General features: G+C 40.3%; 17 protein-coding genes and 1 pseudogene. 5 read left to right on the forward strand and 13 right to left on the reverse strand.

What is annotated here, in order from left to right; all coding sequences use genetic code 11:
* Positions 1 to 111 precede the first annotated feature (111 nt).
* From Q3C15_RS06355 to Q3C15_RS06365, 3 genes are all read right to left on the reverse strand, one after another.
* Positions 112 to 960, reverse strand: coding sequence for a PRD domain-containing protein (locus tag Q3C15_RS06355; RefSeq protein WP_302704684.1), 849 nt, complete (start codon positions 958 to 960; stop codon positions 112 to 114).
* Between the two features lie 203 nt (positions 961 to 1163).
* Complete coding sequence (locus Q3C15_RS06360; RefSeq protein WP_302704685.1) at positions 1164 to 2510, reverse strand: FAD-dependent oxidoreductase; 1347 nt, start codon at positions 2508 to 2510, stop codon at positions 1164 to 1166.
* A 67-nt stretch (positions 2511 to 2577) separates the two neighbouring features.
* Positions 2578 to 3186 carry a sugar O-acetyltransferase gene (locus tag Q3C15_RS06365; protein ID WP_302704686.1) on the reverse strand — a complete coding sequence of 203 codons (609 nt, stop codon included), beginning with the start codon at positions 3184 to 3186 and terminating at the stop codon, positions 2578 to 2580.
* A 60-nt stretch (positions 3187 to 3246) separates the two neighbouring features.
* On the opposite strand from Q3C15_RS06365, the gene Q3C15_RS06370 reads away from it, so the two are divergent.
* Complete coding sequence (locus Q3C15_RS06370) at positions 3247 to 3813, forward strand: sugar O-acetyltransferase (RefSeq protein ID WP_302704687.1); 567 nt, start codon at positions 3247 to 3249, stop codon at positions 3811 to 3813.
* A 65-nt stretch (positions 3814 to 3878) separates the two neighbouring features.
* Here the strand turns inward: Q3C15_RS06370 and Q3C15_RS06375 are convergent, their stop codons facing one another.
* From Q3C15_RS06375 to Q3C15_RS06390, 4 genes are all read right to left on the reverse strand, one after another.
* Positions 3879 to 5216 (reverse strand): amino acid permease, encoded by a 1338-nt coding sequence (locus tag Q3C15_RS06375; protein WP_283601050.1) that lies wholly within the window; start codon positions 5214 to 5216, stop codon positions 3879 to 3881.
* 93 nt (positions 5217 to 5309) lie between these two features.
* Complete coding sequence (locus tag Q3C15_RS06380) at positions 5310 to 6758, reverse strand: MFS transporter (RefSeq protein WP_283601051.1); 1449 nt, start codon at positions 6756 to 6758, stop codon at positions 5310 to 5312.
* Between the two features lie 393 nt (positions 6759 to 7151).
* The gene (locus Q3C15_RS06385; RefSeq protein WP_302704688.1) at positions 7152 to 7466 is read right to left on the reverse strand and encodes a carboxymuconolactone decarboxylase family protein; all 315 of its coding nucleotides are present in this window, start codon (positions 7464 to 7466) and stop codon (positions 7152 to 7154) included.
* A 15-nt stretch (positions 7467 to 7481) separates the two neighbouring features.
* Entirely contained in the window at positions 7482 to 7898 is a 417-nt protein-coding gene (locus tag Q3C15_RS06390) for a cupin domain-containing protein (protein ID WP_302704689.1), read from the reverse strand.
* A 101-nt stretch (positions 7899 to 7999) separates the two neighbouring features.
* Between Q3C15_RS06390 and Q3C15_RS06395 the strand changes: the two genes are divergently transcribed.
* On the forward strand, positions 8000 to 8896 hold the full coding sequence (locus Q3C15_RS06395) for a LysR family transcriptional regulator (protein WP_302704690.1): 897 nt from the start codon (positions 8000 to 8002) through the stop codon (positions 8894 to 8896).
* On the opposite strand, the gene Q3C15_RS06400 is transcribed toward Q3C15_RS06395, so the two are convergent.
* Entirely contained in the window at positions 8893 to 9555 is a 663-nt protein-coding gene (locus Q3C15_RS06400; RefSeq protein ID WP_302704691.1) for a carboxymuconolactone decarboxylase family protein, read from the reverse strand. The genes Q3C15_RS06395 and Q3C15_RS06400 overlap by 4 nt on opposite strands.
* Positions 9556 to 9691: 136 nt before the next feature.
* Here Q3C15_RS06400 and Q3C15_RS06405 point away from each other — a divergent pair, with 136 nt between their 5' ends.
* Positions 9692 to 10345 (forward strand): hypothetical protein, encoded by a 654-nt coding sequence (locus tag Q3C15_RS06405; RefSeq protein ID WP_302704692.1) that lies wholly within the window; start codon positions 9692 to 9694, stop codon positions 10343 to 10345.
* Positions 10346 to 10432: 87 nt separating this feature from the next.
* Here Q3C15_RS06405 and Q3C15_RS06410 read toward each other — a convergent pair.
* Positions 10433 to 11116 (reverse strand): annotated as a pseudogene (locus Q3C15_RS06410) (MIP/aquaporin family protein); the annotation flags it as partial.
* A 198-nt stretch (positions 11117 to 11314) separates the two neighbouring features.
* On the opposite strand from Q3C15_RS06410, the gene Q3C15_RS06415 reads away from it, so the two are divergent.
* Complete coding sequence (locus Q3C15_RS06415) at positions 11315 to 11965, forward strand: histidine phosphatase family protein (RefSeq protein WP_302704693.1); 651 nt, start codon at positions 11315 to 11317, stop codon at positions 11963 to 11965.
* A 32-nt stretch (positions 11966 to 11997) separates the two neighbouring features.
* Here the strand turns inward: Q3C15_RS06415 and Q3C15_RS06420 are convergent, their stop codons facing one another.
* Together Q3C15_RS06420 and Q3C15_RS06425 are read right to left on the reverse strand one after the other, a co-directional pair.
* The gene (locus Q3C15_RS06420) at positions 11998 to 12816 is read right to left on the reverse strand and encodes a Cof-type HAD-IIB family hydrolase (protein ID WP_302704694.1); all 819 of its coding nucleotides are present in this window, start codon (positions 12814 to 12816) and stop codon (positions 11998 to 12000) included.
* Positions 12817 to 12935: 119 nt separating this feature from the next.
* Complete coding sequence (locus Q3C15_RS06425) at positions 12936 to 15473, reverse strand: M1 family metallopeptidase (RefSeq protein WP_302704695.1); 2538 nt, start codon at positions 15471 to 15473, stop codon at positions 12936 to 12938.
* Positions 15474 to 15783: 310 nt separating this feature from the next.
* Between Q3C15_RS06425 and Q3C15_RS06430 the strand changes: the two genes are divergently transcribed.
* Entirely contained in the window at positions 15784 to 16536 is a 753-nt protein-coding gene (locus Q3C15_RS06430; protein ID WP_302704696.1) for a class A sortase, read from the forward strand.
* A 93-nt stretch (positions 16537 to 16629) separates the two neighbouring features.
* Here Q3C15_RS06430 and Q3C15_RS06435 read toward each other — a convergent pair whose 3' ends face one another.
* Entirely contained in the window at positions 16630 to 18066 is a 1437-nt protein-coding gene (locus Q3C15_RS06435; RefSeq protein WP_302704697.1) for a 6-phospho-beta-glucosidase, read from the reverse strand.
* Positions 18067 to 18194: 128 nt separating this feature from the next.
* The gene (locus Q3C15_RS06440) at positions 18195 to 19874 is read right to left on the reverse strand and encodes an alpha-keto acid decarboxylase family protein (protein ID WP_283601062.1); all 1680 of its coding nucleotides are present in this window, start codon (positions 19872 to 19874) and stop codon (positions 18195 to 18197) included.
* Positions 19875 to 19906: the final 32 nt, after the last annotated feature.

Here is a 19906-nt window from a genome sequence, read left to right on the forward strand (position 1 = left end):
TTAAAACAAAAAGCCCAAATTTAACCGCATTATATAGAATCATCATGCTGATCATTCCATATAAATTGATTAAATCTGAGCTAATGCCTAATTGAATAGTTACACGCGAATTTAATCATCTGTCTGACGATGAGTTACCCGCCAAACATGTAATATTAAGTAAACTTTATCATCTGGATTTAACTGCCAACCATTTTTACTGGTAAGAAACGTATTGATTCGTTCAACCGTTTCGGCTGCTTGCGGGTAACGTTGCCGCATAATTTCCAAAACCGCAGGATCAAGTCCCTGTCCTTGATGCCATTTACCACTAAGATGTTGAATCATTAGTGACCGTAAATGGTTCACGAACCGATTATAGTTAAATGAATCATGATCAAGTTCAATATGATAATCATACTGGACAATTGAAACGATTCCCGCAATCAACTGCGTAATTTTAACGGTATCTTGCAACTTGGTTCCATCGCTTTCAGCATCAAGCAAATGATAAGTCATAAAGATCTGCTCACTTACCGGTAATTTGACTGAAAACTCGCTTTCAATCAGCTGAATTGCCTCACACGCTAATTTGTATTCGTTTGGAAAAAGATGCTTGACGTTCCACCGGACAGTTCCATCCGGAATTTCAATTCCATCTAAAGAACGTTTCAATGCAAAATCAATGTGATCGACCAACACAAAGTATTGATAATCAGAAAAATTAAGGTTCCCCTTTTGAGCAAGCATTGCTGTCACCTTTGAAGTTACTTCAATGGCTTGCGGCCGGATATTTTTGAATTCTTCAATTTCAGGCGTATTTGAATCAGATGGAACAAACCGCCGTTCAATCTTCCCTTCATCAACTAAGTCTCCCGGATGTTTGCCAAATCCGATTCCATTCCCGATAATTACATATTCTTTTCCGGAATCATCTTCAACTAATGCTGCGTTGTTATTGAAATTCTTGAGATATCTCATAACTTTTTCTCCTCAATACACAAAAAGTCTACAACCTAAGAGTACATCAAATTAGTTTATCAGCTACCCTTAACTTGTAGACTTATGCCTGATCGAATCAGTAACACGTCCTTTACAAAGATTATATTACATATAATTGTAAGCGCTGTCAACATTAAAAATAAAGAATAGAAGAAATTTCTTTCTTCTATTCTTACCATTAACTATTTCGTTTCATTTGCCTTATCGACGGCTGCCATCGCAACCTTATTTAACCAGTTTAATGGCTGGTCAAAGTTTGGTTGGAATAACATATCAACACCGGCAAGGTCTTCAATTGTCATTTTGTTTTGAACTGCAAGTGATAATACGTTGGCCGATTGTGATACATCATGTTTGCTATAAACGGCTCCACCTAAGATTCGGTGCGTTGCTGGATCCCAAACTAACCGGGAAACAACTGGCGTCGTTGTAAGCATGAATTCCGGCCGGTAATTTTCTTCAGTCGTCACTGAATCAACTGTTAGCCCCCGTGCTTCGGCACCTTCAACCGTTAAACCAGAAGCTGCCATACATGTGTCGAATAATTCAACGGCTGAGGTCGCTTGCGTTCCCATGTATTTGACGGTTGGCTTATCAATATTTTGCCCAATTAAAATTCCTTGGTGGATCGCATTAGTTGCCAATGGAATGTAATCTGCTTTGCCCGTTGGATTGTAATGAACGTTGGTTGCATCACCGGCAGCATAAATATCCGGATCGCTGGTTTGCATGTATTCATTTGTCCGAATAGCTTTGTTCGGAAGCATGTCGAGCTTGCCTTCTGCTAACTTGGTATTCGGTTTGAAGCCGGCACACCAAACCGCAATGTCAGCTTCATACTCGCCCTTATCGGTTTTCACGATGACCTGGTCACCCGCATCTTCAAAGGATTGAACCTTTTGTCCTAATGCTAACTTTGTACCGTGATCCCGATATTCTTGTTCAATTCGGTCACTGATTTCCTTATCAAAGTTCTTATATAAAACCCGTGGGAATGCATCGATCAAGGTTACATCTTTTCCGGCTGTCGTTGCCTGTTCTGAAAGTTCAGCGCCAATGTAGCCGGCCCCAATGATCACCGCTTTTTCAATTCCTGCAAATTTTTCACGTAAAACTTGAGCATCACCGTAATCCTTGCAAAGGTAAACTTTAGGATTATCAATGCCTTTGATTGGAGGTACGACCGGTAACGAACCGGTAGTGATAATCAGTTTGTCATAGTCTTGAACGAATTCTTTCCCGCTATTCAAATCCTTAACCTTTAGTTGCTTAGCGTTAGGATCGATGTTCAAAACTTCATGTTGCATTTTCATGTGCGCCCCGATTTTTTCAAGCTCTTTCGGACTTGAATAGAACATTTTATTCGGGTCTGCAATGTGATTGCCCACCCATAATGCGATTCCGCATGAAAGGAATGAGACGTTGTCGTTTCTTTCAAAAACCGTGACATCGTAATCAGGATGATCTTTTAAAATTTGCATCGTTGCAAATGTTCCTGCGTGGGTTGCACCAATAATACTGATTTTCATTTGTCAGCACCTCTTTATATGTAATTTCACTTTAAGAATACTTAAAGAGGTTCCAACTTGCAAATGATTACTCTGCTTTATCAGAAAGATTTTCAATCACTGTACATGGCGTCCCGGCTGCAACCACATCTGCCGGAAGATCATGCGTTACAATGCTTCCTGAACGAATGACCGTATTGGCACCAATCATGATTCCCGGTAAAACCGTAACGTCATTTCCAATTGAAACATGACTGCCAATCGTAATTGGATGATCACTGCACCAATGATCTGCCCTCTTTTGCGGATCAAATGCATGATTTGAAGTATAAATACCACAGTTATCGCCTACCTGAACGTAATCGCCGATTTTGATCACATTGCAATCAATCACCTTTAAATTCTGCCCGGCATAAAAATGATCCCCAACGTGCAGATTAAACCCAAATTCAGTAATAAATCCTTTGCCAATTTCAGCATGGTTCCCTAAATCACCAAAAAGATCCATCATCAGCTGCATTTCACCATGACCGGTTTGCGCAAACGTTTGATTAAATTGGCGACAAACATAAAAGGCATGGTTGCGCGCCTGTTCGATTAGCGGGTCATAATCATAGTACAAATTTTCTGTATTTGTAATTTGCTTAACATGCTCAATTTCTTCAGCCGTTAACGCCTGGTGGATTTCTAAGTCCAAAATTTCACCTTCAATGCGGTATACTTAAGATAATTATAAACCTTTAAAGAGGAGTTTCACATGAAACAAAAAATTGAAGAAGTTAACCAGTTGATCAATAACCAAGCATTTGATGCCCGTGATTCCCGCATCATGGCTGCCCATCAAAAAGCATTTAATCTGTGTTTTAAATATAACCAGCAAGTTGATCAAAATCACGGTTACAATTTAGAATTACTAACAACCCTTTTCCATCAAATTGGAACTGATCCTTATATTGAACCAGATTTTCATTGCCAATTTGGATTTAACATTACAATGGGAAATGAAGTTTTTTTGAATCACGATTGTACCCTAATGGACTACGCTCCAATCACAATCGGCAATCAAGCAAACATTGCCCCCAAAGTTGGCATGTATACGGCACAACCTGCCCTTGATCCGCAAAAACGGGAGCATCATATTATGACCGCGCGCCCAATTACCATCAAAAACAATGTCTGGATTGGCGGCAACGTCTGCGTTCTTGGCGGCGTCACCATTGGCAACAATGCAATTATTGGCGCCGGCAGCGTCGTTGACCATGATGTTCCTGATAACGCCGTGGTCGTCGGAAACCCGGCAAAAGTTATTCGAATTATTAAATAAAAGAACCCGGGAAAATTCCCGGGTTCTTTTTACTGAGGTTACGACCTAAGTCACACCTTCTTTTATTATGCTTTTCTTCGATAAATTCCGTATGCGATAAACATCAAAACGACCCATCCGCATGCAAAGAGCAATGCGAACGCCATTTCTTTTTGTAATAACAACAATCCTAAAATTCCAATGAAGAATGCCATTGTAACAAAGTTGGAAACTGGATAAAGCGGCATTTTAAAGCTCGTTCCTTCTGGATTCTGTTGCCGGTATTTGTAATGACACCAAATCAACGTTAACCAGACAAAGATGAAGCAGACCGTTGAAATGTCCGAAATAATTTCAAAAATTTTTGCTGGAAGAATAAAATTCAAAACAACAATGATCAATAACGTTAATGATGAGAAAACCAGCGATGTGACTGGTACACTCCGGTTATTAACTTCGCCCATTTTCCGCGGTGCAAATTTGCTGTGTGAAAGAACGAACAGTGTCCGGCTGGTGCTAAACAACGCACTGTTGCATGCTGATAAAGCCGCCGTCAAAACAACAAAGTTGATTACCCCGGCAGCAATCTTCACCCCTAACGCACTAAAGACTTGAACAAACGGACTAGCTGAGGTCGTAACCTTGTCCCATGGATAGATGCACATCAAAACAAACATCGCCCCAACGTAGAACAAAGCGATTCGGAAAAGCAACGTGTTGATTGCTTTTGGCAAATCACGCTTGGGATTGGCCGTTTCCCCTGAGGTCAAACCTACCATTTCGATTCCGGTAAAGGCAAAGATTACCATTGGGAACGCCGACAATGCTCCTTTGATTCCCTTCGGCATAAAGCCGCCATAATCTACAAGGTTGCTGACTGAAACTGCATGGCCGGCAACCTTCGTGTGACACACTAACAAAATAATCCCAGTAACAATTAACGCAATGATCGCAAACACCTTAATACTTGAGAACCATGATTCAAGTTCACCGAAAAGTTCAACACTTAATAAATTAAATGCAAGTAAAATAAAGACAATGATCAAGGCAGTCACCCATTGCGGAATATGCGGAAACCAGAATTTAATGTAAATTCCGCTGGCTGTCAGGTCCGCCATCGCAATGCTTTCCCAGCAAAGCCAGTATGTCCACCCAATTACAAATTCAAATCGATCTCCAAGATAAGCGCGAACAAATTCAATGAATGATGATTTGCTTGTATCTGAAAGAACAAGTTCACCGATTGCCCGCATCATAAAGAAACAAAAGATTCCAGCTACTAAATACAAAACTAACAAAATCGGACCGGCTTGATGAATTGCATTTCCTGAACCCAAAAACAATCCGGTCCCGATTGCCCCACCAAGGGCAATCATTTGAACGTGCCGCGAAGATAGTTTGCGTGCAAGTTTATTCTCTTCCATTCTCTAATCGCTCCATTATTTTCGAGATTAGTTTAATTATACCGTATTTTACAAACAAATTTGGCATGTTTCATGTGAAACATGCCAAAAATTTTAATCCGTTTTTTTCAAAAGATTATATCCGATTGCAATAACCAGCAATCCACATGAAACGAGCATAATGTCTTGCAGCCCGCTATGTAAAATCATTCGCATTTGCGGAAGCAGATGAGCTGGTAATTCATACACCGTTGCACTGTCGCTTAGTTTATCCATCATTGCGACCGTAATTTTCCCATGGGTCGGCCGAACACCCCGAGCAAGCGCCATATTCATAATCACGCCGTAAATTGATGACATAAATGTTTGCGCAAGAATCCGAATCAAATAACTTACTGACGTTGCAATTCCGACATCCCGGTGATCAACATCCTGTTGCACCTTGATCTGAAGGATATTGAAAATTACCCCAACGCCAAAGCCATAGAAAATACTAAAGAAGCAGATCCATCCAATACCGGCATTAACTTTACTGCACAACATTCCAAGCGGTGCAAGGAAGGCAATCACCAATGCCAGCGTAATCGTATTTTGGTCGCCAATTTTTCTCCGGAACGAATGCGTTAACTGCGACCCGACAAAGTCAAAAATCGAACCCGGAATTTGGGTCATTCCCCCAACCAATGCAGTCATTGCCAGTAATCCTTGAGCCCACATTGGCGCATAGATACTAAACGAAATCGTTCCGCCCCATGCGAGTGCAAAAATCACTAAGTCTTTAACCAGTTTCGAAGATTTAAAGAGGTGCGTTGGAATAATCGGATCATTGACCCGCTGCTCATTTTTCCAAAATAGAATCAATAAAATTCCGCCAATTAAAAGTAAACCGACGATCCATTCCCACGCAACCATTCCAAGAAGTTGAATTCCCATTAATGCAAATGCCAAACCGATGATCAAAAAGACTGAACCCCGGTAGTCAAATGGCGTTCGAACGACTTCAACCTGTTCCTTAAAGAAGATGTTCAAAATTAAAATCGTAATGATCCCAATTGGGAGGTTAATATAAAATACCCAGTGCCAACTTAACGTATCAACGATCCAGCCACCGACTAACGGGCCAATAATCGTGGCCCCGCTCCATGCAGCCGAAATATAGGCTAAGCCCTGCGACCGCCGGTGAATGTTCCGGTATAACTGGGCCAAAATAATATACGGAATTGATCCCATTCCGCCGGCTCCAATTCCCATAAAGGTCCGGGCAATAATAAATACCCAGATATTACCTGCCGTTCCTTCAATCATCGATGAAATGATAAAAATCAAAATCGATAATCCAAAAGCTTTCTTATTTCCGATTCGATCGCCAAGTTTCCCCCAAAGCGGTGAAAAAACGGCCATTCCTAGAAGAAAAACGGCTACGATCCAGCCCATATACTGAATTCCGTGTAAATCCGAGATAATCGCTGGCAACGCTGTATTAATGATCGTTGCATCCAAGCCGGACATGATACTTGCCAAAAGCAACGATGCCATTACCCAATTTCGCTGTCTTTTTGTCATTCTAATCCCTCTTATAACTTATCTTGTTTTGTACCTTCTATTATATCGATGGAACGGGATAACGTGAACGTTTATCTATATATTTTTTTATTTTAATGCAAAAAAAGAAGGTGTGACAAAACAGTAAAAACGAGCGTGGTGGAAGCAGAAAAGCGAACGAATCGCGCAGCATAGATTCGGAGGTTTTCGAACTTCCTCTAGCTTCGCGTCGCAGCTCGTTTGTTTTGGAACCCGATTATGCGGATATAACAAAGAGGCTGCGACTTACGTCACAGCCTTCATTATGAATTTACTTACAATCTTCTTAAAAGCTTTATTTAACCTGTTTAAAAGCCAATTTTCAGTTTTGAGTTTACTTCCCGCACTTTTAAATTGACTTCCCTTCTTTAAACTTTATTTCCAAATTTCCTTGGCCATTTTCAAAACGGTCCAAGCTTTAGGCCAGCCCACGTAAAACGCTAATTGGGTGACCGTCTCAACAATTTCGTCTTTCGTGATTCCGTTGTCTTTTTCATGTTGCAAATGATATTTGAGTTGTTCGTAATCTCCATTCGTCATTAATGCTGCAATGGTGATCAAGCTGCGATCACGCGGACTAAGTTGGTCCTCACGCGCCCAAACTTGACCAAATAAAACATCGTCATTTAATTCAGCAAATTGGGGAGCAAAATCGCCTAACTGATCGTGGCCGGCTGTTTGTTTTTCCATTTTAAAGCCTCCCTTTTATTTACCGAGTTGATCATATTCTTCATCAGAAACCGGTTCACACCATTCACTTTCGCCTTTTGTGATAGCAATGTGTGAAAACCAGCTATCTTTCGTTGCCCCATGCCAGTGTTTTACACCTTCATGAATTGCAACCACATCACCAAGTTTAAGCAACTGGGCCGTTTCGCCTTCTTCCTGATACCAACCTTCACCAGCCGTGACCAGCAAAATTTGAAAACCATTATGGTGAATGTGCCAATTATTTCGACAACCGGGTTCAAAGTTAACGTTTGAAACCCCAACATCAATGTTGTCATCCTTGGATACTAATGAATTTAAGTAACTGTTTCCAATAAAAACATCTGCGTACTGAGTATTTAATTTTCCAAAGCCGAATAAGTTATTTTTGACTTCATTTTCATTCTTTCCCATTGCGAATCTCTCCTTCATTTTTAATTGTACTGGTTATCAATTATGATTTAAAATACTTATATTAAATCAATTACAATGCCTAAAATGAATGGATGATTTTTATGGAAACACGTACTTTAAAGTACTTTTTGACCGTTGCCAAAATGCAAAACATTACCCGCGCCGCTCAAGAATTACACATTACCCAACCAACATTAAGTCGCCAGTTAAAGCAGCTTGAAGATGAATTGGGGACTCAATTATTGATTCGCGGAAAACGTGAAATCACGTTGACAGCCGAAGGAAAAATGCTCGAACATCGCGCCCAGGATATTTTGACCCTCATCAACCAAACGACCAATGAAATTCAAAGCTTTAATCACCATGAACTTAGCGGCACAATTAATCTGGGATACGTTGAAAGCAACGTTTCCTTCTTTGTTGATGATTTAATTGCTGAGTTTCAAACGAAGTATCCACTGGTAAAATTCCAAACGTACAGTGCGATCGGCGATGATATTAAGGATAAAATCGATACGGGAATTTTAGATCTCGGATTCGTGATCACTCCCATCGAAACCGCGAAATATAATTACCTCAGTCTGCCGATTTATGAACGTTACGGAATTTTTGTCAATCAGACACATCCGCTTGCGCATCAATCAACCATCACTGCCGATGACCTAGGAGACTATCTCGTTATCTATCCTTGGCGGAACATTCTTCAAAATGAATTAAGTGCGGTTGTCGGACTTGATCCGCAGAAATTGAATATTAAAATTACAGCAAATTTATCGCCTAACAGTTTGCCGTTAGTCCATCAACACGATTACTGCATGTTAGGAATCGATAGTATTAGCCGTTTTAATCCTTATAATGACATTGTCTTCGCCCCATTTGAAAACTATTTACAGACCAGCCACCGTCTGATTTGGCGGAAAAATCATCACTATTCCGAATTAATAATGACCTTTATCGAATTTGTTAAGCACCATGTTTCACATGAAACACAAGCCTAAGCATTGAGTTCCTGCGCTGCGGCATGCACTTTTTGAATGCTATTAATTACCAACGGGAAGCCAATATATGGCAACATATTAATGATCGTCCAAACAATCAACGATTCATCGTTGCCAGCTTTAAGACATCCCTTGGCATGCGCCTTGATTTGAAAATCAACATTTAATGTAATCAGCGCCATTAATTCATATAACTCGCGTTCAGCCACTGTAAGAATCTTATGCTGGTAAAAATCACCAAAGAAATGGTTTGTTAAATGATCAGTCACAAAATCACCCGCACCATCTGGAAGATCAGTAAGGAGATTACGAATTTCCGTTCCGTAAATTCGTGCCTGAACATCTTTGCCGAATTGCGAATCATTTTGGCGTTGCATTTGGCGATTTGCAGAGATTACCTGATGAGCAACTTTTAATGCTGCCTGGACTTTGCCAACTCCAACTACCGGTTCAAGTTGGTAAATAACTTCCAAAATTTTTTCTTCGTTTATTCCCTGGTCAACGGCTGCTTGAACGTAAGATTCAATTTGTTTTGGAATTCCTTGAACGGTGAACGCAATAATTGGAAGTATTGCTCTTTGTTCTTTTGAAATCGGTGTTTGGTCAAAGTCTTTCAAATAATCATTAAAGATTGTGTTGAATTGTTGGTCCGTTTTCATTTCTATCCCCTATCCTTTCTTAATTAGGCTATGTTAAACTATATTGTGTTTATTTACACTGTGTAATTTAAATCACAATTTCACAATAATTTACACAGTGTAAATTGTCAATTAAAATATAGGAGAAGATCTTACAATGACATTTCAACGTGCACGCAACGACGAACAACGGCAAATTCGAATTAACCAAATCACAACGGCAATGATTGAACTGATGGAAGACTTGCCATTCGATAAAATCACAATGAAAAAATTAGGCGAAAAACTATCTTTCACCCGTAACAATTTATACCAGTACGTGAAATCTAAAAATGAAGTGATCCTGCTGATCATTCAACAGGATTTTGTTGAGTGGGCCAATACCCTTCACGATAATCTTCAGCCACTTAAGACCCCAACCCTGAGTGCCTTTTGCAAGGTCTGGGTTCAAGCTGCCGTTAAGTACCCGCGGATTCTTCACTGGTTCCCTTTGCTTGGAGAGTTAATTGAAAAGGACGTTACGCTTGAAAAGTTAATTCCATTTAAAAAAAGTTATTTTAAAATTTTAGAAGCAGTAAAAAAAGACATTATCAAAGTCCTTCCCAAACTGGATTCTGCACAAGCTGAACGGCTCGCATACTTTCATTTAAGAGTGCTTCCCCATCTTTTCCACCTTTACAATGAATCAAGCGTTCAAAAGGAAGCAATTAAACAAGCCGGCTATCCGGGACCACAAGGAAGCTTTGAGGAACAAGCTGAAATTGAAATGCAAATTTACGTGAATGGGCTTTATAATACTGAAATTAGTTAGAAAAAAGCGCGGAGATGAAAAATTCCATCTTCGCGCTTTCTTATTAATCATTAACTTTATTTCATTAATAAATACAACATGCAAGCTGGCAGCTAAAATTCCGCCGACGATTGGGCCAACCATCGGAACCCAAGCATATTTCCAATTAGCGGTTCCCTTATTTGGAACTGGCAAAATCGTGTATGCCAACCGCGGACTCCAGTCACGCGCCGGGTTAACCGCAAAGCCGGTCGTGCCACCAAGTGCCATCCCGATTGCGGTGATGATCAACCCAACGATCAATGGCTTTAATCCTTGAGTAAAGTTGCCTAAATCAAGCAATGTAAAAATGAAAATGAGTGAAGCAATCAATTCGCTAAAGAAATTAAAGACTGGACTGTCAATTGCGGGAGCCGTTGCAAAAATTCCTACTGAATTGCCATCTGCTTCATCTTTTGAAGCCTTAAAGTGTGGGTAGTATTGAATTAAAACAAGCGCTGCTCCGACAAATGCTCCCAAAAATTCACCAATTAAATATGGCAACACTTGACTCCATGGGAATAACCCGCAAATTGCCGTTCCTAAAGTAATGGCCGGGTTAATAAAGCCTTTTGAACCTAACGTTCCGGCAACGTAAACCCCAAACGTGATTCCAAGACCCCAGCCAAGGGATACAAAAAGCCAATTTTGACCCCGACTGAAGGTCCCCTTTAAGTTGATTCCAGCACCGACGCCGCAACCAATGGCGGTCAAGATCATCGTGCCGAAAAATTCACCGATAAATCCATGCATAATCTCCTATGCCTCCCAATTTAATCTTGAAAATCAATTCTCAATTTCAAGAACTAAAATTAATTTTCACAACATAAAAGATTATAGCTTTTTGTTTCAGAAAATTCGATCAATCACCCTTTTCTTAAACAACTTTAAGAAATTCAATCAGGTATGATAAAATAACAATAATCAAATCATAGTAAATGGGGAATAATAATGAGTTTTACAATTTATTTAACCCGTCATGGGCAAACAATTTTGAATAAATATCGCCGCTTTCAGGGATGGTGTGACGCACCTTTAACTGATCAGGGAATTGAAGATGCCAAGAAAGCTGGTCAACGGCTTAAAGACGTCCAGTTTGACTTTGCTTACAGCAGTGATTCACCCCGTGCAATCCAAACCCGCGACATGATCATCGCTGAAAATCAATTTAAGGCGCCTGAGACGCACGAATTGCCCAACTTCCGGGAACAATCCTTCGGTTACTTTGAAGGTGCTGATTCCGGCCATATTTGGACAATGGTGGGCCTTCCGCACGGGTGCAAAACATATTATGAAATCTTAGACAAACTTGGAGCGGCTGCGACCCGTGATCTCCTCCACGAGGCTGATCCGTGGGGCGACGCCGAAGGTGATCAAACTTACTGGAACCGAATCGCAGCCGGGTTTGAATACCTTAAAGAACATCACGGGAACGGTGAAACATTGCTTCTTGTAAGCCACAGCTTGACGATTCGGACAATTGTTGACCACTTCGCGCCGGAATACAACGCCACCGTCAACGGCCCGAAAAACGGATCAGTAACCAAACTGGTTGTTGATGACCGCGGCAAAATTTCAGTTGAATATTATAATCATTACTAAAAAAATCACGCTTTTCAGCGTGATTTTTTATTCTATTCAAACATTAATTTTAAGGTCTTGCCGATTCCATCATGATTGTAATCAGCAACCGTGATCTGATCCGCATATTCCTTGATCTCATCACGAGCATTGCGCATTGCCACTGCCGTTCCGGCAACCTTAAACATTGACAGGTCGTTTTCTTCATCACCAAAAACAATCACGTCTTTTAAAGCGACGTTTAATCGTTGAGCAAGATGATGAACCGCATTCCCTTTACTTGAATTTTGCGGTAAAAACTCAAGAAAAATCGGCCCGCTTCTTACAATCTGAAATTCGTCAAAATACTTTGCCGGAATTTGTTTTGCAACCGCGGTAATCCTATCCGGTTCATCAGTCCATAAACATTTTTGAATATTCTCCCCTTCTAAAAAATCATAATTATTGGTTTCAACCGGTACCAATTGACTGTCGCGAACATCCTCCAATGCTTGGGCATTCATTTGCGAATTGACGGCATATGATTTCTGAGATGCGGCAACTAAAGTATCGCCGACCCTTAGTTGCTTTGCCAACCGATCAGCTTCAATGGCCCGATCAGCCGACAAATAATGGGCACCAATTGATTTCATCGTTGCTAAATCAAAAACGTTGCCTCCATTAAAAGTGATTGCATACTCATCCGGCATGGCCCACAGTCCAAGCGTCATTAAATAGTCTTTTAAACCATTGATTGAGCGTCCAGAGCATAAAACGACCCGGTGTCCCTGAGCAATCAACCGTTTCAGTTCACGCTTGGTTGCCGGCATTATCTCCTTTTGGTCATTTACCAACGTTCCGTCAATATCCGTAACAATCAGCTTCTTTTTCATAACCATTCTCCTCTTTTGAAATCGTTTACATTCAATTTAACATTAATAGATTCCAATCTCAAGGTTCAAAAAAAGAAGTTGTGACTCACGTCACAACCTCTTAGCAAAAATATAGTTAATTATTTAACTTCATTTGCAATTGCTTGTTCAACTGCATTCTTTTCGGCTTCAACCAAATCAACTTTTCCTTTGATCAAGTTAACGTCCATTTCAATTTCACGTCTTAATCCTGGAGTGTCCAGTTTTGGTTCGTAGAATGCCTTGAATTCATCATACCGTTGCTTTGTGTAGAAGGTATTGGCCGTAACGGTTACGTAAGTGTGGAATTCCATGTCGCCACCTAATGTGTCGATCAACCAATCCCAGTTGTCACGCATCCAATCCCATGTAGCTTGTTGAGCTTCGCTGTTGCCAAGCAATCCAACATACCATTCACGCAAATCTTGCGGTTTGATCGTGTCAGCATCCTTCAAGCATTCAAGAATTTCTTGAATTGCGGCCTTATCTGAAGTTGCAGTCAATGCAGTGCTTAAGTCGCGTTGATAAATTCCATCGCTTGTCTTCCGGTATTCGTTCAACAATGTCTTGACCAAATCTTCGTTACCGTAATTTGCAACTTCACTCATCATGACATATGGCCGAACGCTTGCTGGAATCGTTGCAATGTGATCTTTGTGAGCCTCAAACATTGCATGGGCATCCTTGATGGCCTTTTCGTTCTTGGCATACAAAGCTGCCTTCACGATTGTTGGCCGGCCTAGTACGGCATCGTTATCGTCATCATTTTTTGATTCGATTCCAAGAGCTGCATACTTGGCAGCACTTAATTCATTAAATAATGTCCGCAAGTTCTTTTCGTCTTCTGAACCTGGTTTAACGAATTTCTTCAAGTCGTCAGCAATTTCAAACAATGCGTCATTTACAATGTATGATTTATTCTTTGTAAAGTGGCTCATCAATGGGACAAGGGCTGAGTATGAAATTTCGCGACCCTTAGCCAACAAGTGCATGTCTTGCAATAATTCGCGTTGACTGATTGCATCCAATTCATCAATGTGATCTAAAATGTCGTTTAACAATGTTTCATCGTACTTAACGATAAAGTGTGAGTTGTTGCCAACATTCAAAACAAATGGCTTATTGCCGTTCTTTTGCTTCAATTCAGCATAGTTTCCAAGATCAAGGGTTTGATCCTTCATTAATTCTGGAACTGTTTCATAGTTGCTGTTCAACGGAATTTGCCATTGCCGACCTTCATCTTTGCCTTCACCAATGAAGAATTGTTTTTGTGATAATTGAAGGTTGCCATCAACGATCTTCGCCGTTACAACTGGATAGCCTGGTTGGTTCAACCATGATTTCATTACTGCACTGACGTCCATCCCAGAAGCATCGCCAAGGGCTTTCCATAAATCGTCCCCAACCGCATTGCCGTATTTATGAGTATCAAAGTAATTCTTCAAGCCCTTCCGCAAGGCGTCATCGCCGATCATTGAACGAACCATAACCAACATCCGTGAACCCTTAGCGTACACGATCGCGCCATCAAAAATTGCGTCAATGTCAGCGGGATCTTCAACTTCAACGTGAACAGGTTGAACGCCGTCAATTGCATCCCGGTTTAATGCCATTGGAACTTCCTTTTCTTGGAAGACTTCCCACATGTGCCATTCAGGATGAATTGCATCGCTTGAAACATATTCCATCATGTTAGCGAAACTTTCATTCAACCATAAATCATCCCACCACTTCATTGTGACTAAATCACCGAACCATTGGTGAGCTAATTCGTGGGTAATATCCGTTGCATTGTGTTGCTTAACACTTAATGAAGCATTCTTCGGATCCAATGTTAAGAAGGCTTCCCGGTACGTGATCAAACCCCAGTTTTCCATCGCACCGGCTGAAAAGTCCGGTAATCCCAATTGCCATGAATGCGGAAGCGGATATGGTGTTTCATAGTACTTTTCATAAAATTCAAGGGCATTCTTGGTGATGTCCAATGCAAAGTCAAGTTCGTCTTCCTTGTGAGCTGGTGAGGCATAGACCCCGATCTTGATTCCATCATCAGTCTTCGTGTGTTTGCTTACCATTTCACCAAATGCAAAGGCGATCAAGTATGATGACATCCGCTTCGTCGTTTCAAAGTAGTGAACCCCGTCTTTGCATTCCTTTTCAGGCATGTTGGCTAAAATTGTTTCACCTGGTTTTTCATCATATTTGATTGCCAGGTCCCAAGTTGCCTTTGCTTCCGGTTCATCAATACATGGAAATGCTTGCCGGGCAGCTGTACTTTCAAATTGAGTTCCGATAATTTGTTTCTTTTCACCGTTGACTTCGTAGTATGACGGATAAATTCCCATCATTGTGTCCGTTAATTGAGCATCAAATTCAATTTCAACCGTTGTTTCGCCGGTTTTTCCACAGTTAACGTCAACGGTTTCTGCTTGATCATCAACGTTAAAATCAACGGCTTCGTTATTTACCTTAACGGCTGTAATATTCAAAAACTTCTCATTAAATTTGATATTTGGCTTAACCGCTTCGCCTTCCATGGTTACTTTCCCGTTGAAAGTCTTTGCTTCACGGTTAATGTCTAAATAAACATCATAATGAGTTGGTTTGAATAGGTCGTATAAATGTTCTTTTTTGGTCATTTAATCACCCCATCATATTTAAGTTGAGCATTTTACCAACTACTTTGAGTATATGCCACATCAAAATATTTTTAAAGAAAATATTATAGGCTTCAATTCCTAATTTGCAAGCAATCAAGTCCCTCTTTATTCCTTGATTTAAAAAACATCCTAAAAATCATCTTCTAATTCTTAAAAAAAGACTAAACTATTTCGGAATTTAACTTTTTTGGATTATGTTATATTATATTGTGTATAAGAGAATTATGAGGGAGACAAAAAGGCAGTAAGTTTTATTTCAAAAATAGAACTTTTTACAAAGCAAAGAACAATGAAAAAGAATAAATTATTATATGGAATTCGTCAGATATTCCTTGGAATCGCCTTTATCATTGGACTTGTTTTGCTTTTTAATAAACCGATCACCAATTACCTGATTGAGAACTATCATCCGGTCATCTTCGGTGACGAGGTTCGAACTGAAAAGAAAACTAAAGCACCATATGATTGGGCGAGCGTTAAACCGTTAAATCTTTTTGCCGTTGCGAAAGCACGGGCATACCACCCGCAAATCAAAGTCGTTGGTGGGATTTACAATCAGAAACTCGGATTAAATGTTCCAATTGTTAACGGGGTCGATCAAACGATCTACTCGTTATGTGCCGGAACGCTTGAGCCAAACGAAAAAATGGGCCAAAGCAACTATTCAATTGCTGCCCACAACGTTTCATCAAGTAAAGACGCATTGTTTGCTCCGATTTACCAAAAGGCAAAAGTCGGTGATACATTAAACATTACAAATTTCCATAAAGTATACACCTACAAGATTTATGCCAAGGCACCGGTTTCACAGCATAACAATACAATTCTTGAAGATTCAAGCCAACCTAACTTGACCCTTGTTACATGCGGAAATGTTAATCAAAACTCAAAACAACGGTTTGTTTACCAAGCAAAATTAACGAAAACAAGTAATTACAATGATGTTCCTGCTTCAACCAAGGCATTTTTAAATGAGAAATATACCCTTAAATCATCAAGATGGAATACAGTTTATCTACATATGCTGACTAAGTCATATTAAAGGTACTTTTGACAGGCACTCGAGAGGGGAAAGCCTGTTTTTTTATACAAAAAAGCCTTATGGCAAAATCTTTTTCACCATAAGGCTTAGTTGTTAACCTAAATCTTCCCCGTTTGATTTAATTACTTTTTGGTACCAATAAAATGAATCTTTCTTCATTCGTTTAAGGGTTCCTTCCCCTTGATCGTTTTTATCAACGTAAATAAAGCCATAACGCTTGTCCATCTGACCGGTTCCGGCTGAAACAAGATCTATGCAGCCCCATGGAGTGTAACCCATCAAGTCAACGCCATCGAGATTGACCGCTTTTTCCATCTGTTCAATGTGTTTTCTGAGGTAATCGATCCGATAACTGTCATGAATCATTCCATCCGCTTCAACCTTATCAAATGCGCCCATTCCGTTTTCAACGATAAAGAGCGGTTTATGATAACGGTCAGTTAAGAAGTTCAATGCCCAACGAAGACCCTTTGGATCAATCGTCCATCCCCAGTCAGTCGTCTTTAGATACTTATTGGGAACAACTGCCTGATCAATGTCATGCAAATCATCAATTTTTACCTTGCTTGCTGATACGTTCCGAGAAGCATAGTAACTAAAGCCGATATAGTCAACCGTTCCTTCCTTAAGAACAATTCGATCTTCGACAGTAATATCTGGTCGGAAGCCATTACGTTCAATGTACTTTTCAATTGCTTTCGGATATTCACCATTACATTGAACATCTGAGAACCAGCTTCTTAACTGGTTAGCTCTTTGAGCAAGCAGCATATCATCTGGATTAGAAGTATCTGGATAATATGGCGTAAAATTAATCATGCAACCAATTTGGAAATCAGGATTGATCCTCTTACCTTCCTTAACGGCCAACGCACTTGCGACTAATTCATAGTGCGCTGCTTGGAACATTGCAGCTTCTGGATTTTCTTGTTCATCGACAAAGTAACCCGAATTTGTCATCGTTAAAAATGGATTGTTGAATTCAGATTGATTATCAATTTCATTAAAGGTCATCCAATATTTAACTTTATCCTTATATCGGTTGAAACATGTCGTCGCAAATTTGACGAAGAAATCTATCGTCTTTCGGTTAGTAAATCCACCATATTCTTCTACTAAATGATATGGCATTTCAAAGTGCGACAATGTAATTACCGGTTCAATTCCGTATTTATGGCATTCATCGAATAAGTTATCGTAAAACTTTAACCCCGCTTCGTTTGGTTCCGCATCATCCCCATTCGGAAAAATCCGCGTCCAAGCAATTGACGTCCGGAAGCACTTAAATCCCATTTCAGCCATTAATTTAATATCTTCCTTATAATGATGGTAAAAATCAATCGCTTCGTGATTCGGATAATTTTTCCCTGGAAGAACCCCATGCGTTATTTCACGTGGTTGGGTTGCTGAGCCGACCGTCATAACGTCGGCAACCGAAACGCCCTTTCCATCTTCATTCCAAGCCCCTTCTAATTGGTGCGCAGCAACCGCTCCACCCCATAAAAAGTCTTTTGGCAATTTCATTCCCATTTCAATTCCTCCAATTCTTTATGATTACATGGTTACCTTATCATAAATTTATCCATTTTAAAATAGCGCTTACATTTACGCAAAAAAATAAATCGCAGCTCATCCTGCGATTTATTCTTCCTATTATTTTATTCTTCACCATAGAAATGCGATTTATCGATCAAACTCATTGACTTTCCGATCTTCTTAACCAATTCAGGCGCATCCAACGCCTTGGTCTTTAAGATCACAAAGTGGGCCTTACTGCGGTCATCAGCGATTTTATCCATAATTGCAAGCATCTCCTGCTTATTAGTTGCAACGCTGACATCCATCGTATCTTCGGTAATTCCCATTGCAGCCGGAATCTTAGTATAATCCCAAACCGCAATATCATTATACTTTGCATGAGCTCCGTGAATGACCCGTTCGATCGTGTAACCATCATTGTCAACCAGGAAGATGATTGGCTTCAAGTGATGCCGTTGAATCAAGCTTAATTCTTGAATCGTCATTTGAGCTGAACCATCACCGATCGACAAGATGTGCCGGCCTTCTGGATCAGCAATTTGACTTCCTAAAACTGCTGGCAAAGTATAACCAATTGAACCCCATAATGGTTGGGCTTCAAAGTCAACGCCCTTCTTCAAATTCATAAACGAAAGACCATATTGTGAAGTTCCCGTCTCGGTATAAATCGTGTCATCCGGTTTCATAAAGTTCTTAAAGGCATACATGTATTGGGATAAGTTTAATTCCTGACCATCATTGTCTTCATATTTTACATCTGGCGTCACGTTATTCAATCCGGTACTTTCAAAGTCAAATTGATAATCAAAGTTTTCAAGATTCTTGATCAAGTTATTGATATTAACGCCCCGGCTCTTTTCACCAAAGAAATCAGTATTATCGCAATTCAAAACAACCGTTTCTTTTTGAGTGAAGCATTGGGTAAAGCTTCCGGTATTAACGTCGATCAGCTTGCTTCCAAAGACGATTACCAAATCGCTTTGATCAACATAGTTTAAAACCCGCTTGTCGCCGTAGTTCGGGTAGTATGTTCCAATAAAGTATGGATTCTCTTCATTAATTGAAGACTTTCCTAACAGCATTGTTGCAACCGGAATGTGCGTTTGGTTGATCAAGTTTTCAAATTCAGTCTTTGCCCGGAACGTCATAATTTCGTTCCCCGCCAAAATAACTGGCCGCTTTGCCTTTTTCAATTCATCAACTAACCGTTGAGCAACCCGCTTGTTATGATCCGTATTTTGAACGGTTAAATTCAGCGGTGCACTCGGAGCGTCGATCATACTGTGAGCAACATCCAATGGAAGGGAAATGTAGACTGGCCGCCGTTTGATGATCGCCGTTGTCAATGCCCGGTCAATTTCAGCGCCCGCATTTTCAAATCCTAAAAGGGCTTGGGTTTCTGTAAATTGCTTATATGCCCGGTATGAACGTTTAAAGTTTCCGGTTGCATCGGTATGGTGCATTAATTTCTTATTTTCTTGAACCTTCGTTGTTGGTGCCCCGGTAATTGCGATCACTGGAATATGTTCAGCATAACTGCCGGCAATTCCATTGATTGCACTTAATTCACCAACATCAAACGTTGTGATCAAAGCCCCGACACCCTTCTTCCGGGCATAGCCATCAGCCGCATAGGCCGCATTTAATTCATTACAATCCCCGATCCAGTTAACTGATGAACTCTTTTCAACATCATCTAAAAATGATAAGTTGTAATCCCCTGGAACCCCAAAGATGTCATCTACTCCGATTTCATGAAGCCGTTCGATCAAATAATCAATAACCGTAACTTTTTTCATGACAGATTCCTCCTATTTCAAATTATCAGTCA

This window comes from Ligilactobacillus sp. 110_WCHN (assembly GCF_030518115.1).
Classification (GTDB): domain Bacteria; phylum Bacillota; class Bacilli; order Lactobacillales; family Lactobacillaceae; genus Ligilactobacillus; species Ligilactobacillus aviarius_C.